General features: G+C 61.7%; 14 protein-coding genes. 11 read left to right on the plus strand and 3 right to left on the minus strand.

Annotated features, from left to right (window positions below; genetic code table 11):
* Positions 1 to 21: 21 nt before the first annotated feature.
* The 3 genes from CCICO_RS04625 to CCICO_RS04635 all read right to left on the minus strand — a co-directional run bounded on the left by CCICO_RS04625 (position 22) and on the right by CCICO_RS04635 (position 3402).
* Positions 22 to 282, minus strand: coding sequence for a MoaD/ThiS family protein (locus CCICO_RS04625; protein ID WP_018020009.1), 261 nt, complete (start codon positions 280 to 282; stop codon positions 22 to 24).
* Positions 283 to 375: 93 nt separating this feature from the next.
* The gene (gene moaA / locus CCICO_RS04630) at positions 376 to 1452 is read right to left on the minus strand and encodes a GTP 3',8-cyclase MoaA (RefSeq protein WP_018020008.1); all 1077 of its coding nucleotides are present in this window, start codon (positions 1450 to 1452) and stop codon (positions 376 to 378) included.
* A gap of 132 nt (positions 1453 to 1584) precedes the next feature.
* A complete protein-coding gene (locus tag CCICO_RS04635; RefSeq protein ID WP_018020007.1) occupies positions 1585 to 3402 on the minus strand; it encodes a long-chain fatty-acid--CoA ligase in 1818 nt (605 codons plus the stop codon).
* A gap of 712 nt (positions 3403 to 4114) precedes the next feature.
* Here CCICO_RS04635 and rho point away from each other — a divergent pair.
* From rho to CCICO_RS04690, 11 genes are all read left to right on the plus strand, one after another.
* Complete coding sequence (gene rho, locus CCICO_RS04640; RefSeq protein WP_018020006.1) at positions 4115 to 6136, plus strand: transcription termination factor Rho; 2022 nt, start codon at positions 4115 to 4117, stop codon at positions 6134 to 6136.
* Between the two features lies 1 nt (position 6137).
* Positions 6138 to 7211, plus strand: a complete 1074-nt coding sequence (prfA, locus tag CCICO_RS04645; protein ID WP_018020005.1) for a peptide chain release factor 1 — start codon at positions 6138 to 6140, stop codon at positions 7209 to 7211.
* A 1-nt stretch (position 7212) separates the two neighbouring features.
* Positions 7213 to 8073 carry a peptide chain release factor N(5)-glutamine methyltransferase gene (gene prmC, locus CCICO_RS04650; RefSeq protein ID WP_040357771.1) on the plus strand — a complete coding sequence of 287 codons (861 nt, stop codon included), beginning with the start codon at positions 7213 to 7215 and terminating at the stop codon, positions 8071 to 8073.
* Between the two features lie 200 nt (positions 8074 to 8273).
* Positions 8274 to 11465, plus strand: a complete 3192-nt coding sequence (locus tag CCICO_RS04655; protein WP_018020003.1) for an alkaline phosphatase — start codon at positions 8274 to 8276, stop codon at positions 11463 to 11465.
* A 106-nt stretch (positions 11466 to 11571) separates the two neighbouring features.
* The gene (locus CCICO_RS04660; RefSeq protein WP_018020002.1) at positions 11572 to 12387 is read left to right on the plus strand and encodes a TIGR03943 family putative permease subunit; all 816 of its coding nucleotides are present in this window, start codon (positions 11572 to 11574) and stop codon (positions 12385 to 12387) included.
* 124 nt (positions 12388 to 12511) lie between these two features.
* Positions 12512 to 13420: a permease gene (locus CCICO_RS04665; RefSeq protein WP_051067270.1), complete on the plus strand. Its 909-nt coding sequence runs from the start codon at positions 12512 to 12514 to the stop codon at positions 13418 to 13420.
* A gap of 164 nt (positions 13421 to 13584) precedes the next feature.
* The gene (locus CCICO_RS04670) at positions 13585 to 14241 is read left to right on the plus strand and encodes an L-threonylcarbamoyladenylate synthase (protein WP_018020000.1); all 657 of its coding nucleotides are present in this window, start codon (positions 13585 to 13587) and stop codon (positions 14239 to 14241) included.
* Positions 14242 to 14488: 247 nt separating this feature from the next.
* Positions 14489 to 15661 (plus strand): MraY family glycosyltransferase, encoded by a 1173-nt coding sequence (locus tag CCICO_RS04675; RefSeq protein WP_018019999.1) that lies wholly within the window; start codon positions 14489 to 14491, stop codon positions 15659 to 15661.
* Positions 15662 to 15733: 72 nt separating this feature from the next.
* Complete coding sequence (locus CCICO_RS04680; protein ID WP_026161496.1) at positions 15734 to 16156, plus strand: Cg1360 family ATP-synthase-associated protein; 423 nt, start codon at positions 15734 to 15736, stop codon at positions 16154 to 16156.
* A 475-nt stretch (positions 16157 to 16631) separates the two neighbouring features.
* A complete protein-coding gene (gene atpB, locus CCICO_RS04685; protein ID WP_018019997.1) occupies positions 16632 to 17408 on the plus strand; it encodes a F0F1 ATP synthase subunit A in 777 nt (258 codons plus the stop codon).
* Between the two features lie 86 nt (positions 17409 to 17494).
* Entirely contained in the window at positions 17495 to 17734 is a 240-nt protein-coding gene (locus tag CCICO_RS04690; RefSeq protein ID WP_018019996.1) for an ATP synthase F0 subunit C, read from the plus strand.
* Positions 17735 to 17746: the final 12 nt, after the last annotated feature.

Here is a 17746-nt window from a genome sequence, read left to right on the forward strand (position 1 = left end):
CATCTCAGCCCTGCTTCGGGCTTAACCGCCAGCGAAGGGCGGCAGAAGATCCATGCTCTCTACCGTCTCGAGCGGGCGGGAGGAATCCGCCTCCAGATGATCGTCGATGAACACCGCACAGCTTCCCAGCACCGATGCGGCCGCGGGGTAGCGCTGAGCCAGCGCCGCCCGAGCATCAGCGACTGTGGCATGGGCCGGCATCGAGAGCGTGCACTGTTCGCAGCCGACGGCATCGGCGGCAGCGGCAAAGAAACGAACCTTGACGTTCAGGTCATTGGTCACGGGCGGATATTCTCCTTGAAATCGGACTCACAGGCAGATCGGGCGCGGCTAGCCTCGCTTAAGAATACGCGGAGGGCTCAACCGAGATGGCCTCTATCCACCAATTTCAGACATCAGGCGCTGCGGCTGAATGAAGCTGCGATCATCAATTCCGTGGCCAGCTTTTTTCTCAGCCATGCCCTGGGCCCATGCGGCCATGATCTCCTCATCGCTCGCCCCTGAACGCAGCAGTGAGCGCAGATCCGTCTCGCTCCGAGAAAAGAGGCAATTGCGCATGAAACCATCGGCGGTCAGCCGTGAGCGATCACAATCGCCGCAGAAGGGGTGGGTCACAGCCGCAATCACGCCGATCTCACCGGAGTGGTGGGGGTGGTCACGCTCGACCGCAGTCCACAGCTCTGCAGGGGCTGAGCCGCGCGGGGTAGAGGAGGGACTCAACTCGAAATCCTTCGCCAGTGTCTCCACAATGTCGCGGGCGGTGATCATGATGTTGCGATCCCACTGCTCGGGCGGGCCTAAAGGCATTTGCTCAATGAAGCGCAACTGGGCCCCGGTGCGCAGGGCGAAATGCGCAAGCGGCAGGATATCTTGTTCGTTCGAACCCGGCATCACCACAGTGTTGATCTTCACCGGTGATAGCCCCGCCTGTAGTGCCGCGTCGATCGATGCCAGCACATCGTCTAGCCGGTCGCGGCGAGAGAGGACGTGATAGCGGTGGCGATCAAGAGAGTCCAAGGAGATATTGACGCGGTCAAGGCCGGCGTCGACAAGCTCAGCGGCCCTCTTATCCAACCCCAAGCCATTGGTGGTCAAGGCGGTACGCGGCGCGCGGCCTTCATCGGTGCGCAAACTAGAGGCGAAGGCGATGATCTCCGGCAAAGAGCGGCGCAGCAGCGGCTCACCGCCGGTGAAACGCAAGTGGCGGATACCGAGGCGCTCTACCGCGATGCGCAGAAGACGGCACACCTCTTCATCGCTGAGAGTCTTCTCTTGGGCCAGCCAGTTCAACCCCTCAGCTGGCATGCAATAGGTACAGCGCAAATTGCATTTATCGGTCAACGACACCCGCAGATCTCTAGCCACGCGGCCGAATGTGTCCTGCAAAAGCAGACGAGAAGGCTCGCCGGTGGCCTCGCGCGGTGAGGGATAAGAGGCAGTGTCGATGTTCATGGTGCAGACCAGACTATAGCCGCACCGTAGCTCATGCCACCACGGCGCGTCGAAGGCCGGCGCCTGTGGGCGGGTTCGAACCGAGGTTTGCTCATGCTGTGCGGCGTGGCGATCGACGTGTTGGCGGTGGTTTTAGTCCGTGCTGTCGCCTTGGCGCTGTGCGGTGTCGTGCTGGGTCGGCTCGGCGCTCGGCTGCGCACCCGCTGGCTGCTCGGTGCGCTGGGTGTTGCGTGGCGTGGACGAGCCGGGGCCGATCAACTTAATCACGCAATAATCCCCATCGCGCAGGTGCATGCGCAGGTCCTTCTTGTCGAACTTATCCACGCTCGTCTTATCGATGCTGTCCACAAAGGTCCAATACTCCGGCAGCATCCAGCGCGGCAGGCGTTCCCTTAAACTATCGCGCAGCCGCTCGGCGGTGGCGCGGGTGGGCTCCACCCCAGGATGCAACACGGTCACCGACAGGGGGCGCTCGCCCCACTTATCGTCTGGGTAACCAATCACTGCGGCCTCCACGACGTCATCGTGTTCCATCACCATGTTTTCCAGCTGCACTGAGTAGATCCACTCGCCGCCGGAGCGAATCACATCTCGCGCACGATCCTCGATGGTGAGGAAGCCATCCTTGGTCACTGACCCCACATCGCCGGTCTTCAACCACCCATCGGCGGTAAACTGCTCGACCGCATGATCTACCGGTTCGCCCCTAAACACCGCAGCGGGCTTGTCGTCGTGCTCAGTGGGGGAGTCATAGTAGCGCTCGGTGACATAGTTGCCGCGTACCTGGATCTCGCCCTGGTTGCGGTCGGTAGAGGACTGGATAGCACCATCGTTGACCACCCGGAACTCCACAGAGGGTGAAAATCGGCCCTGGGAGGTGCGATACAGCCAGCGGCGCTCGCCAGAGGCGCCCACCGGCGGCCTGGAGACCGTGCCCACCGTGGATGTCTCTGTCATGCCCCACACATGCACCACATCAACGCCATAGCGTTCTTCCCACAGCTGGATCAACACCGGCGGCACCGGGGATCCACCCACAAACAGCTCGGTCAAACTCATGCGCTGGGGCGGGTGCGAGAGATAGTGCACCATGAGAGAAATCCACAAGGTGGGCACCCCGTGGGCCATACGCGGATGGCAGGTTTCAATGATCTCCGCGAGCCGCGGGGCCGAGACATCCGGGCCCGGCATAATCAGCGGCGTGCCGGACATAAACGCCGTCACCGGAACCCCCCAACTCAACACGTGATAGATCGGCACACAGCACAAAAAGGGCACCCCGTGGGCGATCGCCATCGCATCGCTCGAGCGTAACTCCAAGGTCTGAATGTAGATCGAACGATGGGAATAGGCCACGCCCTTAGGTGCGCCCGTGGTGCCCGTGGAATAGCACATCGCCGCGGCGGTGGTTTCATCCAACTCCGGCCAGTCGAAGTGGGCCGGGCGTCCATCGAGGAGTGCTTCGTAGGAATAGACCGGCAGATTCTCGGGGATGAGCTCGCGCAGCCGCGCTGGGTCCTCAAGGCCGGTAAACACCACCGCAGTTACGGTGGGGCAGCCCTGCAAAATCGAGCCCAAAGGTGCGGCGAGGGAAGGATCGGCCACAATCACCCGGGTTTCGGCGTGATTAATAATGTGGCGGATCTGATCGTGCATAAGCTGCTTATTCAGCGGTGCGAATACCGCCCCCATACACGAGGCGGCGAAAAGCACCTCGAGGTGTTCGGCGCAGTTGAACATGAACGTACTCACGCGTTGATCGCCGTCGATACCGAGCTCATCGCGCAGGGCATGGGCGAAGGCAGCCGCACGGGCGCCGATGGCCGAAAACGTTGTGGTCTCGGGGCCGTTATCCGTCCACGTGGTCACGGTGGTGTCGCCGAAGACGGTCGAACCGTAATCCAGAATCCGCGCCAAGGACAGGGGAATATCGTGCATGGTGCTGCGCATAGGCTCTAGCTTAACTGTTTGCCCCGCCACTCTCGCTGCACTGTATAGATAATGCTGACTACGCGGCTCGATCACAGCGTTGATGGCTTTCGTGGCCGGCCCTGTGCGCACAGCCCTATGGTGAGGCGGCCCGATCCGGTGAGGCGTAGTGGGTGAGCAAGGCAGTGGGCAGCGGACTGGGTCGGCGGTGGTGTCTCTTCGCAGGAGAGTTACAGCTCTGTTATGATCGACTGTCAGTAGCACGCACCTCGACACTGGTTGGGGATCGTGCACTACGCTCTCGGTGCGAACACAGGCGTCAACGAGGCTGCAGACGTCGCACACACACCCCGCACTCCTTCACAACACCTCCACGGTGGTGAGTTGCGGTGCCGTGCGGACCTACGCAGCGTTTATCATGCGTTGATCGATCGCCTTGGAGGAGGCGGCCTCACCGCTCGTGCTTATCGACGTCCACGTGGACGGCCATGAGCCCGCACTCCGCGGCGCCTCGCGTTTACGCCACGCGTTCGACTACCTGCCGGCGTGTTGTCGCTGGAGAATCACTATCCGCAGGTAGTCCCCACATCAAACTCCACAGTAGCTTTTAACCTCGAATGCCCATCCGTGCCCTCATCCTTGGGCAGGTGTTCCTACCCGCTGCATACGGCGTGTTTCCTGCATGGCCGCGGCGATCTACGGGGGATGAAGAAAAAGCGATGAAAGGAACTTCGTGACCGATAAGGACACTTCCGCTAAGGACCTCAACTCCCTGCGGCTGCCGGAACTGCGCGCCATGGCCCGCGACTTGGGGCTGCGCGGTCTCTCCGGCAAGCGCAAGGTTGAGCTCGTCGATGCCATCAAGGCCGCCCAGTCCGGCGCTGCCGGTGGCAATGGGGGACAGGGCTCGAAGCGCGCTGCGGCGAACAACGATGCCGCGGAGACTTCCGCCGACACCGAGGATCACTCGCCTCGCTCGCGGCGTCGTCGCGCGACTGCTAAAGCCCACACCCCAGAACCGCACGAGGGCTCCAACGATCCCGGAGCTGAGAAGTCCGCGAAGTCCGAGCAGAACAGCGAGAAGGCGCAGAAGGCCGACAGGGCTGAGTCTTCTCAGAACTCCGACTCCGAGGAGGAGCCGGTGTACTACGAGTCCCGCTCCGCAGCCCGACGCGCCCGCCGCCACAAGCAGCGCCAGATTCAGCGCGAGCGCCGCGAGAATGACCGCGGCGAGGATGAAGACGATAACAACGATTCCGAGGACACCTCCTCGAACGACAATCGCGACAATCGCGATAACCGTGACAACCGCGAGCGCGATAATCGTGACCGCGACCGTGACAACCGCGAGAACCGCAATCGCGATCGCGACAACCGCGGCAAGAATAAAAACCGCGATCACCACGATGGCGATGACTCTGAGAACAACGATGATCAGGGTGGCAATCGCCGCAATCGTCGCGATCGTAATGACAAGGGCGGTCGCCGCAACCGCCGCGAGCGCAATAACCGCCGCGGCCGAGGCAACGATCGTAATGACCGCAATGACCGCGGCAATGACGGCCAGGATGATAACGACAACCGCAATGATGACCAGCTGCAGCCGGTGGCTGGCATTTTGGACATCGTGGATAACAACGTCGCCTTCGTCCGCACGACCGGCTACCAGGCCGGCACCCAGGACGTGTTCGTTAACCAGAACATGATCCGTAAAAATGGGCTGCGCCGTGGTGATGCAATCACCGGCCAGGCCAAGGTGGGCGGTAACAACCGCGGCAACAACCGCCGCCAGAAGTACAACCCCTTGGCACGGGTCGATACCGTCAACGGCATGAGCGTGGACGAAGCCCGCCAGCGTCCGGACTTCTCTAAGCTCACCCCGCTGTATCCGAATCAGCGTCTGCGTTTGGAGACCGAGCAGAAGATCCTCACCACCCGCGTGATCGATTTGATCATGCCCATCGGTAAGGGCCAGCGTGCCCTGATCGTCTCCCCGCCGAAGGCCGGTAAGACGACGATCCTGCAGAACATCGCGAACGCTATCGCCACCAATAACCCTGAGTGCTACCTGATGGTGGTGCTGGTGGACGAGCGCCCCGAGGAAGTCACGGACATGCAGCGCAGCGTCAAGGGTGAGGTCATTGCCTCCACCTTCGACCGCCCGCCGAGCGAGCACACCGCCGTGGCCGAGTTGGCCATCGAGCGCGCAAAGCGTTTGGTGGAGCAGGGCGAGGATGTTGTGGTGCTGCTGGATTCCATCACTCGTTTGGGTCGTGCCTACAACAACTCCTCTCCGGCCTCGGGCCGCATTCTCTCTGGTGGTGTGGACTCCAATGCGCTCTACCCGCCGAAGCGGTTCTTGGGTGCTGCCCGCAACATCGAAAACGGTGGCAGCCTCACGATCATTGCCACCGCTATGGTTGAGACCGGTTCTGCTGGCGACACCGTGATCTTCGAGGAGTTCAAGGGCACCGGCAACGCGGAGCTGAAGCTGGATCGCAAGATCTCCGAGCGCCGCGTCTTCCCGGCCGTGGATGTGAACCCCTCTGGTACCCGTAAGGACGAGCTGCTACTCGCCCCGGAGGAAGCCCGCATCGTGCACAAGCTACGCCGGATCCTCTCCGCGCTGGATAACCAGCAGGCTATCGATCTGTTGATCAAGCAGCTGAAGAAGACCAAGAACAACGGCGAGTTCATGGTGCAGGTGGCTTCCTCCGCGCCGATGGCGGCCGACCAGGAGGAGGACTACTCCTAAGATGAGCCAAGTTTCAGCAGTTGATGACATCCTGGCCGAGTATCACGGCCTGGAGCAGCAGATGGCTGATCCTGAGCTGCACAACGATCAAAAGGCCGCGCGCCGCGTCGCAAAGCGATACTCGGAGCTGGGCCCGATCGTGAAGGTGTACCGGGAGCTGGAGTCCACCCGCGAGGACCACGAGGCCGCCAAGGAGATGGCCTACGAGGATCACGATTTCGCGGAGGAAGCCGAGCGCCTCGGGCAGCGTGCCGTGGAGCTCGAGGAGCAGCTGGCCGATTTGTTGGCCCCGCGCGATCCCCACGATGGCGATGACATCGTGATGGAGGTCAAATCCGGTGCCGGTGGCGAGGAGGCTGCGCTCTTTGCCGGCGAGCTGGTGCGCATGTACCAAAAGTTCGCCGACAAGAACGGTTTCTCCACTGAGGTGCTGGATTTGGCCGAGTCGGATCTGGGTGGCGTGAAGGACATCACGCTGTCCATCCGCTCGAAGCAGCCCTCCCGCGACGGCGCCTGGAGCGTGTTTAAGTTCGAGGGCGGAGTGCACCGTGTGCAGCGCGTGCCCGTCACCGAATCGCAAGGTCGTATCCAAACCTCGGCGGCCGGCGTGCTCGTCTACCCCGAGCCGGAAGAGGTGGAGGATGTGGAGATCGACGAGAAGGATATCCGCGTGGACGTCTACCGTTCTTCCGGCAAGGGCGGCCAGGGCGTGAACACCACTGACTCGGCCGTGCGCATCACCCACCTGCCGACCGGTGTGGTGGTGACCTGCCAGAAGGAGCGTTCGCAGATTCAAAACCGCGCCCGCGCCATGCAGGTGCTGGCCGCTCGTCTGCAGCAGATGCGGGAGGAAGAAGCCGAGGCTGAGGCCGCCGAGGGGCGCGCCAGCCAGGTCCGCACCATGGACCGCTCGGAGCGTATCCGCACCTACAACTGGCCGGAAAACCGGATCTCTGATCACCGCATCAACTACAAGGCCAACAACCTTGATTCGGTGCTGGACGGCCAGCTCGAGGAACTATTCACCGCCCTGCAGGCCGCCGAACGCGCCGCACGCTTGGAGGCGGAGAACTAACGTGACCGACCTTCTGGTCCGGCAAGCGTTACACGAGGCAACCGCTCGTCTTATGGCGAGTGGTTGCCCTTCTGCGCTTATCGACGCCTCCTCACTGCTCGCACACCACCTCGGCATTGAGCGATCCCAGCTGTTTTTTCATCACGGTGACGCTCTGCCGCGCCCTGTGGACTTTGACGCGCTCATTGCCCGGCGCGCACGCCGAGAACCCCTCCAGCACATCCTCGGCGTCGCCGCCTTCGGGCCGGTGGAGCTGGCGGTGGGGCTGGGGGTGTTTATCCCGCGGCCCGAAACCGAGATCTTGGCCGAGTGGGCCATCGCGCGTCTTCGAGCGATGCTCGCCTCGGGGGTGCGCACCCCTCGCGTGGTGGATCTGTGCAGCGGATCGGGGGCGCTGGCCTGCTGGATTGCCCACGCTGTGCCGCAGGCAGAGATAGCAGCAGTCGAGCTGAGTGCCACGGCGCGGAAGTACACTACGCAGAACACTTCGCGCTATCCGAGGATCACTGTGGTTGCCGGTGATGCCACCGATCCTCGGCTGCTGTCTACGTGGAGCGGGCAGGTGGATGTGGTGGTGACAAACCCGCCCTATGTGCCGGAAGGTAGCGTCGTCGAGCCGGAGGTGGCTGCTGATCCCCACGCGGCTGTGTTCGCTGGGGCAGATGGGATGAGCGTGATCGAGCCGATGATCCCCGTGGTGGCGCGATTAGTGCGCCCGGGTGGGCACGTCGGCATCGAGCATGACGACGCCACTTCTGCCACCGTGTGCGCGGCGCTGGAGAGTAGTGGGTGTTTCCATGGTGTTGAGGCCCTGGCTGATCTCAACGGCATCGCCCGCTTCGCGGTAGCTGAACGAAACTAAGTAGTTTCCCAAGCGTCATCGAGTGTTCATGCGGGTGTCGCTCGGCGGTATGGGATGGGACACACCACTTTTCTAGGGTGGCACTCTGAGGCATCGACCATGCCCGAGCCACCGCGCCCTGCAGCCGCTGAACAGTGGTGTGTGCTGAGCGTGGCAGGTGGCTGCCGACGTGGATAGCTCGAGGGAATACAGACACCATCATGGCGATTTCTACCCGTACCGCACGCCTGTCACTGGCGGGGTTGCTTATTGTTGCGCTCACAGGATTCGGCCTCAACCACAGCGCTTTTGACCCATCACAGCGGATGCAGGCGCCGCTCGCTGTAGCCGAGACCCCCACACCCGATACCCCGGCGGGGGATATGAGCAACTGCCGTGTCGTGGGAGAAGACGGCAGCGTTGTAGCCCCAGGCCCCGGTGATTGTGCCCGTTTTGGCACAGCGGGGCAGGGCAGAAGCGCGGCGAAGGCCCGCAATGTGATCCTGATTGTGGGTGACGGTATGGATCAACAAACCATCACCGCGGCACGAAACTATCTCAAGGGCGCGGGCGGACGCTTCGAGGGCATTGATAATCTGCCAGCCACCGGCGCCTACACCCATCATTCGATCGACCGCGATGGCAGCTTCAACCTGGTGACGGATTCCGCGGCCTCCGCCACGGCGTGGTCCACCGGCACCAAAACCTATAATGGCGCGATTGGGGTAGACCTTGAGGGCAAGCCTGTGCGCAACGTGGTGGAAATGGCCAAGGAACGAGGCATGCGTACTGGCAATGTCACTACCTCTGAAATCCAGGACGCCACCCCAGCAGCTATGGGGGCACATGCTGTGGACCGCGCGTGTTATGGACCTGAGGAGGATAAGCAGGAGCGCTGCCGTGGTGGGGAATATTCCGCGCAGTATCGCGAGAATGGCGGGCTCGGGTCAATCTCTGAGCAGCTGGTGGAAACCCGTGCGGATATCACCTTGGGTGGCGGAAGGGAATCCTTGGAGCACATCGTGCAGGAATCCGGCCCTGCTCGTTCTCCTTTCATCGACAGTGACATGCAGTGGCACAAGGGCCGGAGCGTGCTCGACAACGCCATTGATGCCGGCTACACCGTGGTCACCACCGCCGAAGAGTTACGTTCTGTCGATCATGCCTCGGTGGAGCATCCCGTGCTGGGCGTGTTTAATGACGGCAATCTCACCACCCGGTTTGCTCCCTCCTCTGCTTCTGTTGGCGGGGCGCAACGAGCACCAGATACCTGCACCCCGAACAATATCGGCACCGAGCCTGAACTGGCGGAGATGACCTCCACTGCGCTGCGGCTGCTCGATGAGCCGAAGTCCGATAAGGGGTTCTTCTTGCAGATCGAATCCGCCAGCATCGATAAGCGTCATCACGCCGCCGATGCCTGCGGCATGATCGGCGAGGTGGAGCGCATCGACGAGGCGGTGAAAGAGGCCCTCGATTTTGCTCGCGAGGACGGCGAGACCCTAGTTGTGCTCGCCGCCGATCACGCGCACTCGGCCCAGATCCTTCCCGATGGCACCGAGTCGGTGAGCCCCGCCACCCGCCTGACCACAGCCGATGGTGTGGGCCAAGCCATTGGTTATGGCACCCTGCCCGCTGGGGTGATCGAGGGCGAGGAGAAGTTTTCCACGCAGCACAATGGCTCCGAGCTGCGGGTCGCGGCCTTCGGGCCTGGGGCGGAAAATGTCATTGGTGGAATCGACCAGACCGATCTGCACTACGTGATGGCTAATGCGTTGCGCCTCGGCGACTGGGAGGTGGCACAATCTTCCTCTTTCGACACTATCGATCTGAGCACGGCCGCCGCGCCGCGAGATGATGTGCGCGAGACCTGTTATCTGGTCCGCGCCGATGGCCGAGCGCCACAGCCTGGCGACTGCGCCCACTACGGCAGGAGCGGCCACGGGTTATCGACGGAGAAGGCGAAAAACGTGGTCATGATGATCTCCGATGGCACTGGCAATTCCGAGATCACCTCGGCGCGCAACTATCTCGTCGGCCCCTCGGGAAGGCTGCCCGGCTATGACAACTTTGATTTCACCGGCAGCGCCACCACCTATGCTCTCTCGGCGAGCACTGGTCAGCCGGATCTTGTCACCGACTCCGCTGCGTCGGGCTCGGCCTGGAACTCTGGGATCAAAACCTATAACGGTGCGGTGGGAGTGGACGTCGCCGGCGCACCTGTGCCCACCATGGCGGAATTAGCCAAGGCCAAGGGCATGAAGATCGGCAATGTCACCACCGCTGAAGTCCAAGACGCAACCCCGGCTGCTTTTGCCGCCCATGCGGCGCACCGGAAGTGCTATGGGCCGGAGAAAGACAAGAACAACGAGAAGTGTCAAGGCCCAGAGATGGACGCACAATATCGCGAGAATGGAGGCCTAGGCTCGATTTCCGAGCAGATCGTGGATCTGCGTGCCGATGTGACCTTCGGTGGGGGCCGCGAAGCCTTTGAACAGATCGTGCAGCGCGGCGGCACTTGGGCGGGCAACACGTGGACCGAAGGCAAAAGCGTTGTGGATAATGCCAAGGAGCAGGGCTACCAAGTTGTCAGCACCACCGAGGAGATGCAGCGGCTCCGCGAGGCGAACACTGCGCACCCTGTGCTGGGATTATTTGCCCCAGGTAACATGCCGCGGCACAACAGTCAATCCATCCCCACTGAAGATGGGGCGGTAGCACCCGCCCAGCAGTGCAGAGCGAATCCCGAGCGCGGCCCTCAGATCCCGACCTTAGAGCAGATGACCACCACTGCGCTGGAGCTATTGCGTAACGAGGAGGGCTTCCTACTACAGGTGGAGGCCGCCTCCGTGGACAAGGCCGGCCACGATGCCGATGCCTGCGGGCAGTTCGGTGAGTTCAGTGACTATGATGCCACGCTGGCCGCAGTCCGAGACTGGGTGGAGGCCACCGGCGAGCCGACGTTAATTATCTCCACCACAGATCACGCGCACACCTCACAGATCACCAACCCAGGGGCACTCACGGCAGGTCGCACCATCACCGTGGCCGGTACCACCCCAGGGGTGGAGATGACGATGAACTACGCCACCGCCCCCTCCAACGAGGAGGATGTGGCCCTCGGTGGACAAACCCACACAGGAGCCCAAATCCAGGTGGCTGCCTCCGGACCTGGTGCGCAGAACGTGGTGGGGCAGCTGGATCAGACCGACATCTTCTATGTGGTCGCCCAAGCCCTGGGCCTGGACACCGATCCCACTGCCATCGATCTCAGCCCCCAGTGGGATAAGCAGACGCAGTACGACGCCACCTCCCCGAATTCCCACACGCTCTGGTGGCTGCTTGCCGGTGTGGCGGTGATCGTAGTCGTCGGCAGCATCGCTTATGCCACGAGCCGTTCTCGCTCGGCCTAGACCCAAGGCGGCGGGCGCACTACCGTCTCGTGTCCGCCACTACCTACACTTATTTTCGGTATAACTCTGATGCGTAGTAGCCCTCGGAAAGGACACTGAAATAGCCATGTCTCGGTGCGACCACCCATCCGCGCCCTCGCCGTGCTGCTGTGCGGAACCGGCGCCGGCGGGCCCCTCGGGCACCCGCTCTACGGTGCTAGCAGCCACCATCGTGCTGCTACTGGGCATTGTGGCCATGGCACTCGTGATCACCGGTCAGCTGAACAACTATGTGCAGCCCTTCTTCCGGCCGTTCATGGCAATCACCGCGGCGGCATTGATCGGCTTAGGGCTGTGGACCCTTGTTCGTCTCAGCCGCGATATCGCGGGGGCGGCGGGGGAGCACCCAGTGCGCTCCAGTTCGTGGTTGTTGCTGGTGCCGGTGCTACTCGCGGTGCTGTGTGCGCCTGATCCGCTCGGGGCGTCGATGCTGGGTTCCACCGCGGTGGGGGGAGCGTCGGCAAGCATGAGCGATGCTCACACCCAGCGCGCCCAACAGATCGTGCGCGTTGAACGCAACCCTGATGGCACCATCGCGTTTCCCGAGCTGGCTCGTGATGAGATCAATGAGATCACCCTGGAGGACCTTGCCAATCGTTTCTACTTCGGCGATCGGGACCAACTCGACGGGGTGCGCATTCGGCTTGAAGGATTCGCCTCCCGTGACCCTCAAGGGAAGTGGGCTGTGGGGCGGTTCAAAATCTATTGCTGCGCCGCGGATGCCATCCCGTACCAAGCGGGCGTCGATGGGCTCAACGATCCCAGCCCAGATCAGTGGTACCGGCTCACCGCCACGATAGATACAGCGGCGAATTCCCAGCTGCCGATGCTGCGCGTAGCCGAGGCCACAGCCATTGACCAGCCCGAACGCCCCTACCTTTAGAGAAAGCAGGTATGAGATGACATCCCCAGTGGATACTGCCGAGTCCTCGCGCCGGGCTGCCCGCCCAGCGCGGCGCTGGTGGCTGATCCCTGTCGTTGCAGTGGCGGTGCTTGCGGGGATCCTGATGCTGGTGCATCTTCGTGGGCCACTACTACCCCTCCATGGCTCGGTAGAGTCGTGGGCCTCCATCACCGTGGCCATCACGCTTCAGGCTATGCCCTTTTTGGTGTTGGGCGTGATCGTTTCTGGGGCGATCTCGGCCTTTGTCTCAGATTCTGCACTCCGAAGCATCACCCCACGCAATGAGTTCCTTGCCGTGCCCACTGTGGCGACCTCTGGGCTACTTCTGCCGGGGTGTGAGTGCGGCTCTGTTCCCGTTAGTGGCTCACTTATTCGGCGAGGGATCCCTCCGGCGGCGGCGCTCGCGTTTATGCTTGCCGCCCCAGCCATCAACCCCGTGGTGTTGGTCTCAACCGCCGTAGCGTTCAATGGCTATCCCCTCATGGTGTGGGCCAGACTGATCGCCTCGCTTGCAGCCGCCATATTGGTGGGGTGGATGTGGATCAGCATCAGGGGCGAGGAGTACATGGACATCGGCCGCGGCCACGGGCACCACCACGTTAAGAGGCTGGACGTATTTCGAGCCTCCGCGCTCAACGATCTCATGAACGCCGGCGGCTTTCTCGCCCTCGGGGCTATGGCTGCCGCCCTGATCAAGGTCACCGTGCCGCAATCCTGGTTTGAGGTGATCAACGATTACCCTCTTATGGCCATCGCCGTGATGGCGGCGCTCGCCATCGTGCTCAGCCTCTGCTCCGAGGCCGACGCCTTCATCGCCGCCTCCTTTACCCACGTCTCGCCCACAGCCCAGTTGGTGTTTGTGGTGGTCGGCCCCATGGTGGATATCAAACTCATTGCCATGCAATACGGCATGTGGGGCAAAGACTTCGTGCTCCGGTTCGTTCCCTTTGCCCTTGCGTTTTCCATCCTTAGCGCGGTCATCGTAGGCGGGATTGTCTTCGGCGGAGTCTAAACCACAGTGCCGCGTACGGCAGTGCCGATCGCACGACATGGCGACGGTGGTAGGTGATGCCGTTAGTGCCGTGTGCACTGCGGGGCGTACTATTTTTGCTACACCATCACACGTGCAGATAACGACGGCACGTGTGCCGATGACGTAGAAGGAGAGAACTCGACGTGAGTCGGATCTTCGATTGCTCCCAGGACGATAGACGCGAGCTTGGTGTTCGCACCGCCGCGGCCGAGGTTGCGGAAGGAAAGCTGGTTGTTCTTCCCACCGACACCCTCTACGGGCTGGGATGCGATGCCTTCAACAATCAGGCGGTCAGCCAGCTCCTAGCCACCAAGCGCCGCGGCCCGGACATGCCGGTGCCAGTGCTCATCGGCAGCTGGGACACAGTCCGAGGGCTGGTGCACACCTACACCGACAAGGCGCAGCGTCTCGTGGAGGCGTTTTGGCCCGGCGGGCTGTCGATCGTGATCGAACAGGCCCCGTCGCTGATGTGGAACCTCGGCGATACCCGTGGCACCGTCATGCTACGCATGCCTTTGCACCCCGTGGCTATCGAACTGCTGCGCACCACCGGCCCCATGGCCGTCTCCAGCGCCAACATCTCCGGCCAGCCGCCGGCCACCACCGCCCAGGACGCTAAACAGCAGCTGGGCTCCGCGGTATCGACATATCTGGACGGTGGCACCTGCGCCAAGGGCGAGCCATCGAGCATCGTCGATCTCTCTGGCAACAACACTAGGCTGCTACGCGAAGGAGCTATCTCGGCCGAGCGCATCGCGGAGGTACTCGAGATCGACCCCGAACAGCTTCGAGCCCGATAAGACCGCGGGGCACCCGTCGCGGTGCAGGGGCGGCGGCGCCCTCGCCTCGGCGAGGCAGGAAGCTAGCGGAGCCGGGCAGGTAACTAAGCAGGGCAGAAGCCCTCAGTGCGTGGCCTACACTGCGGAAGTGAGAGAAGTAGATACCCCACGGCTGCTCTTAGGCAGGCTGATGCGTAGTAGCCTTGCTGGGCACGGCCACTACGCAGCAGCGTGGAGACACGGCATAGCGTGAGGAAAGGACAACACTATGGGCGCTGGTGGAGCGGGAGTTCCGCTGCGTGAGCTTGCGCTCATCCTGCTGGTGGCGTGCGCGGTCACCTACCTCACCACCGGCATCATCCGGCACTCGGTGGTGCGCGCCGGGCTACTCGCAGATATTCGAGATCGCGATGTGCACAAATCTCCCAAGCCGCAGCTCGGGGGAGTAGCAATGTTCACCGGGCTGGTGCTGGCGGTGGTCATGGCCTCCCAGTTGCCGGCGTTGACCCGCGGTTTCATGCCCATGACCCCAGAGATGCACGCCGTTCTGTGGGCCAGCATCGTGATCGTTGTGGTCGGCGTGATCGACGATGTCTTCGAGCTCGATGCCATCACTAAGTTGATTGGCCAGGTATTGGCCGCGATTGTGATGAGCGCGCTCGGTCTCTCATGGGCGCTGATCTACGTGCCCTTCGGGGAGGGCACCACCGTCATTCTCGATAGTGTCCAGTCTACGGTCTTTACCACCCTGTTTACCGTGGCGTTGATTAATGCCATCAATTTTGTCGATGGCATCGATGGCCTCGCCGCCGGGTTGGGCATGATCGCCGGCGCGGCGATTCTCGTCTTCTCTCTCACGGTGCTGCACGACCAAGGCGGTGCAGTCTCCGCCTATCCACCCGCAATCATCGCTGCGGCCTTGGTGGGGGTGTGCGCTGGGTTCTTGCCACACAACTTCGAACCCTCCCGCATCTTCATGGGGGATACCGGAGCTATGCTCATCGGCTTGTTGCTGTCTGCGGCGGCCACTTCGGCGTCGGGAAAGATCAACATGAGTCTCTACGGCACCGAGGACATCGTCGCCCTGCTCAGCCCGTTCATTGTGGTGGCAGCCGCGATCTTCATCCCCGTACTGGATCTAGTCTTGGCAGTGATCCGGCGAGTTTCCGCGGGGCGTTCACCTTTTGCCGCTGATCGCAAACACCTGCACCACCGGCTGCTCGACATCGGCCACACCCATCGTCGTGTCGTGCTCATCTTGTACACCTGGGTGTCGGTGGTTGCTTTCGGGGCAGTGGGATTTACCGTTTTTCCGGCGCGAATAGCCGGCCTGATCTTTGGGGTGAGCTTTGCGCTGGCAGTGGTGCTCACCGTGTTGCCCTCTCTGCGCCGGGCTCGCGGCACGCAGAAGAAACTGGCTTCGCGCCCGCAATCAGTCTGAGTAGTGTCCCAGGCGGATGCGCTCTTTTCGGTGAACGCTGCGCTGCTGCGTAGTGTGTACAATCTCCGCATTATGACTGAAAAATCCGCCTCGCAATTCGATGATCCGCGCCGCCCTTTGGTACGCGCAATGAAGATGGGCTCGCTCGCGCTGGTAGCTGTGACGGTGGTGTCACTTCTGCTGTGGTGGTTGCTTCGTGATCTTCCCGGGGTGTGGGGTGTGCTCCTCGGGGCGGCTATCGGCGGCGGTTTCGTACTGTTGACAGTGGTGAGCACCCTGCTGACGTCCCAGACTTCACCGGAAATGACGGGAGTGGTGGTTCTCGGTGGCTGGTTGGTGAAAATCGTCGTGCTCATCATCGTCCTGTGGGCGATTCGCGATCTCACATTCTACGATCCGATTGCACTCGTGGTCACCACAGTGGCGGCACTGGTCATCGTCCTCGGAGCTGAAGTGTGGGCGATCATGACCACCAAGGTGACCACCATCAATTAGCCGGTGCTTACTCCGGCTGCTTATCGACGCTCACCCGCCGCCCGAATCTGCGTATCTGCCTAAGAAGATACCCCTCTACTGGGGGATACCCGTGAGGCTGGTGGTGCATCTATATACTCTGGCCAATAGTTATCGCGAGAACCCGCGCCGGTGCAATCACCCCCATTGCAGGGGCGTTCACCCCTTGTGAGGCAGCTTACAAGGGGTGAAAAATGCCCGCTAAGCGCGGGTTTTCTGCGTGCCTAGGCGAGGGGTGGCCGCGGGCGTTTCATCTTTCGGGTGAAGTTGAGACAAGCCTGATAATCTAATCGACGGGCAAACGCTGCAATGTGCTGCCCACCATTGGCCGTCACGAGATGTGCGACGGAGTCCGGTACGGCCAAAGAAAATCAGACGTCCATCGCACCGAAGCTGCTCTGTACAGGGAGTTTCGGCCCGAACACGGGAGAGAACGCTGAGCGTTACAACACTGTCCATGAAGGGTGAGTTCCATCCGCCCTCTCTGGAACACGAATTTTCCCCGGGTCCAATTTGGTTCGAAGATACTTGGTTCGCAATCGACCGTCTGATGTTCGTCCGCCTGCTTATGGCGGTGCTGTTGGCGATCTTCTTCCTCGTGGCTATGCGCAACCCGAAGGTGGTTCCGCGTGGTCTGCAGAACGTTGCCGAGATGCTTCTCGACTTCGTTCGTATCCACATTTCGGAAGATATCCTGGGTAAGAAGGAGGGGCGCCGGTTCCTGCCGGTGATCGCCACCATCTTCTTCCTGGTTCTGGCCATGAATATCCCCTCGATCATTCCTGGCTTGAACATCTCCCCGAATGCCCGAATCGGCATGCCGCTGGTTCTAGCAATTTTCGGCTACATCGCCTTCGTTTACGCGGGTGCGAAGCGCTACGGGTTCTTCAAGTACGTCAAGTCCTCCGTGGTGATCCCGAACCTCCCATGGTTCCTTCACATCCTGGTGGTCCCGTTGGAGTTTTTCTCCACCTTTGTGCTGCGCCCCGCAACCCTCACTCTGCGTCTTATGGCCAACATGTTGGCCGGTCACATCATCTTGGTGCTGCTGTTCTCTGCCACTAACTTCTTCTTCTGGCAGATGAACGGCTGGACTGCGCTGTCCGCAGTGACCCTATTCGCAGCGATTGCATTCACACTGTTCGAGATGCTGGTCATTTTCTTGCAGGCGTACATCTTCGCTCTGCTCTCGGCCGTCTACATCGAACTGTCTCTGCACGCAGACGAACACTGACCCGCTGATTTCAGCGGACCAAAAAACCACACAATTTCAGGCTCAGTTAAGGAAGCGCTGAGCCCCTAGAAAGGGAACGACACATCATGAACGAAGTCATCCTCGCACAGGCCGCTAATGGTCTTGACGGCTCCATCGCAACTGTCGGCTACGGTCTCGCCACCATCGGCCCGGGCCTCGGCATCGGCATCCTGGTCGGTAAGGCTCTCGAGGGTATGGCTCGCCAGCCCGAGATGGCCGGTCAGCTGCGTACCACCATGTTCCTGGGCATCGCCTTCGTCGAGGCCCTCGCCCTCATCGGCCTGGTCGCCGGCTTCATCCTCTAAGACGAACAGACA

The sequence above is a fragment of the Corynebacterium ciconiae DSM 44920 genome (assembly GCF_030440575.1).
In the GTDB taxonomy this organism is placed as follows: domain Bacteria; phylum Actinomycetota; class Actinomycetes; order Mycobacteriales; family Mycobacteriaceae; genus Corynebacterium; species Corynebacterium ciconiae.

Coding starts and splice junctions, on each gene's coding strand:
- CCICO_RS04635 (WP_018020007.1), bottom strand. CDS start 3,402: ATGCGCAGCACCATGCACGATATTCCCCTGTCCTTGGCGCGGATTCTG.
- CCICO_RS04665 (WP_051067270.1), top strand. CDS start 12,512: ATGCTGGTGCATCTTCGTGGGCCACTACTACCCCTCCATGGCTCGGTA.
- prfA (WP_018020005.1), top strand. CDS start 6,138: ATGAGCCAAGTTTCAGCAGTTGATGACATCCTGGCCGAGTATCACGGC.
- moaA (WP_018020008.1), bottom strand. CDS start 1,452: ATGAACATCGACACTGCCTCTTATCCCTCACCGCGCGAGGCCACCGGC.
- atpB (WP_018019997.1), top strand. CDS start 16,632: ATGAAGGGTGAGTTCCATCCGCCCTCTCTGGAACACGAATTTTCCCCG.
- CCICO_RS04660 (WP_018020002.1), top strand. CDS start 11,572: ATGTCTCGGTGCGACCACCCATCCGCGCCCTCGCCGTGCTGCTGTGCG.
- CCICO_RS04680 (WP_026161496.1), top strand. CDS start 15,734: ATGACTGAAAAATCCGCCTCGCAATTCGATGATCCGCGCCGCCCTTTG.
- CCICO_RS04655 (WP_018020003.1), top strand. CDS start 8,274: ATGGCGATTTCTACCCGTACCGCACGCCTGTCACTGGCGGGGTTGCTT.
- CCICO_RS04690 (WP_018019996.1), top strand. CDS start 17,495: ATGAACGAAGTCATCCTCGCACAGGCCGCTAATGGTCTTGACGGCTCC.
- CCICO_RS04675 (WP_018019999.1), top strand. CDS start 14,489: ATGGGCGCTGGTGGAGCGGGAGTTCCGCTGCGTGAGCTTGCGCTCATC.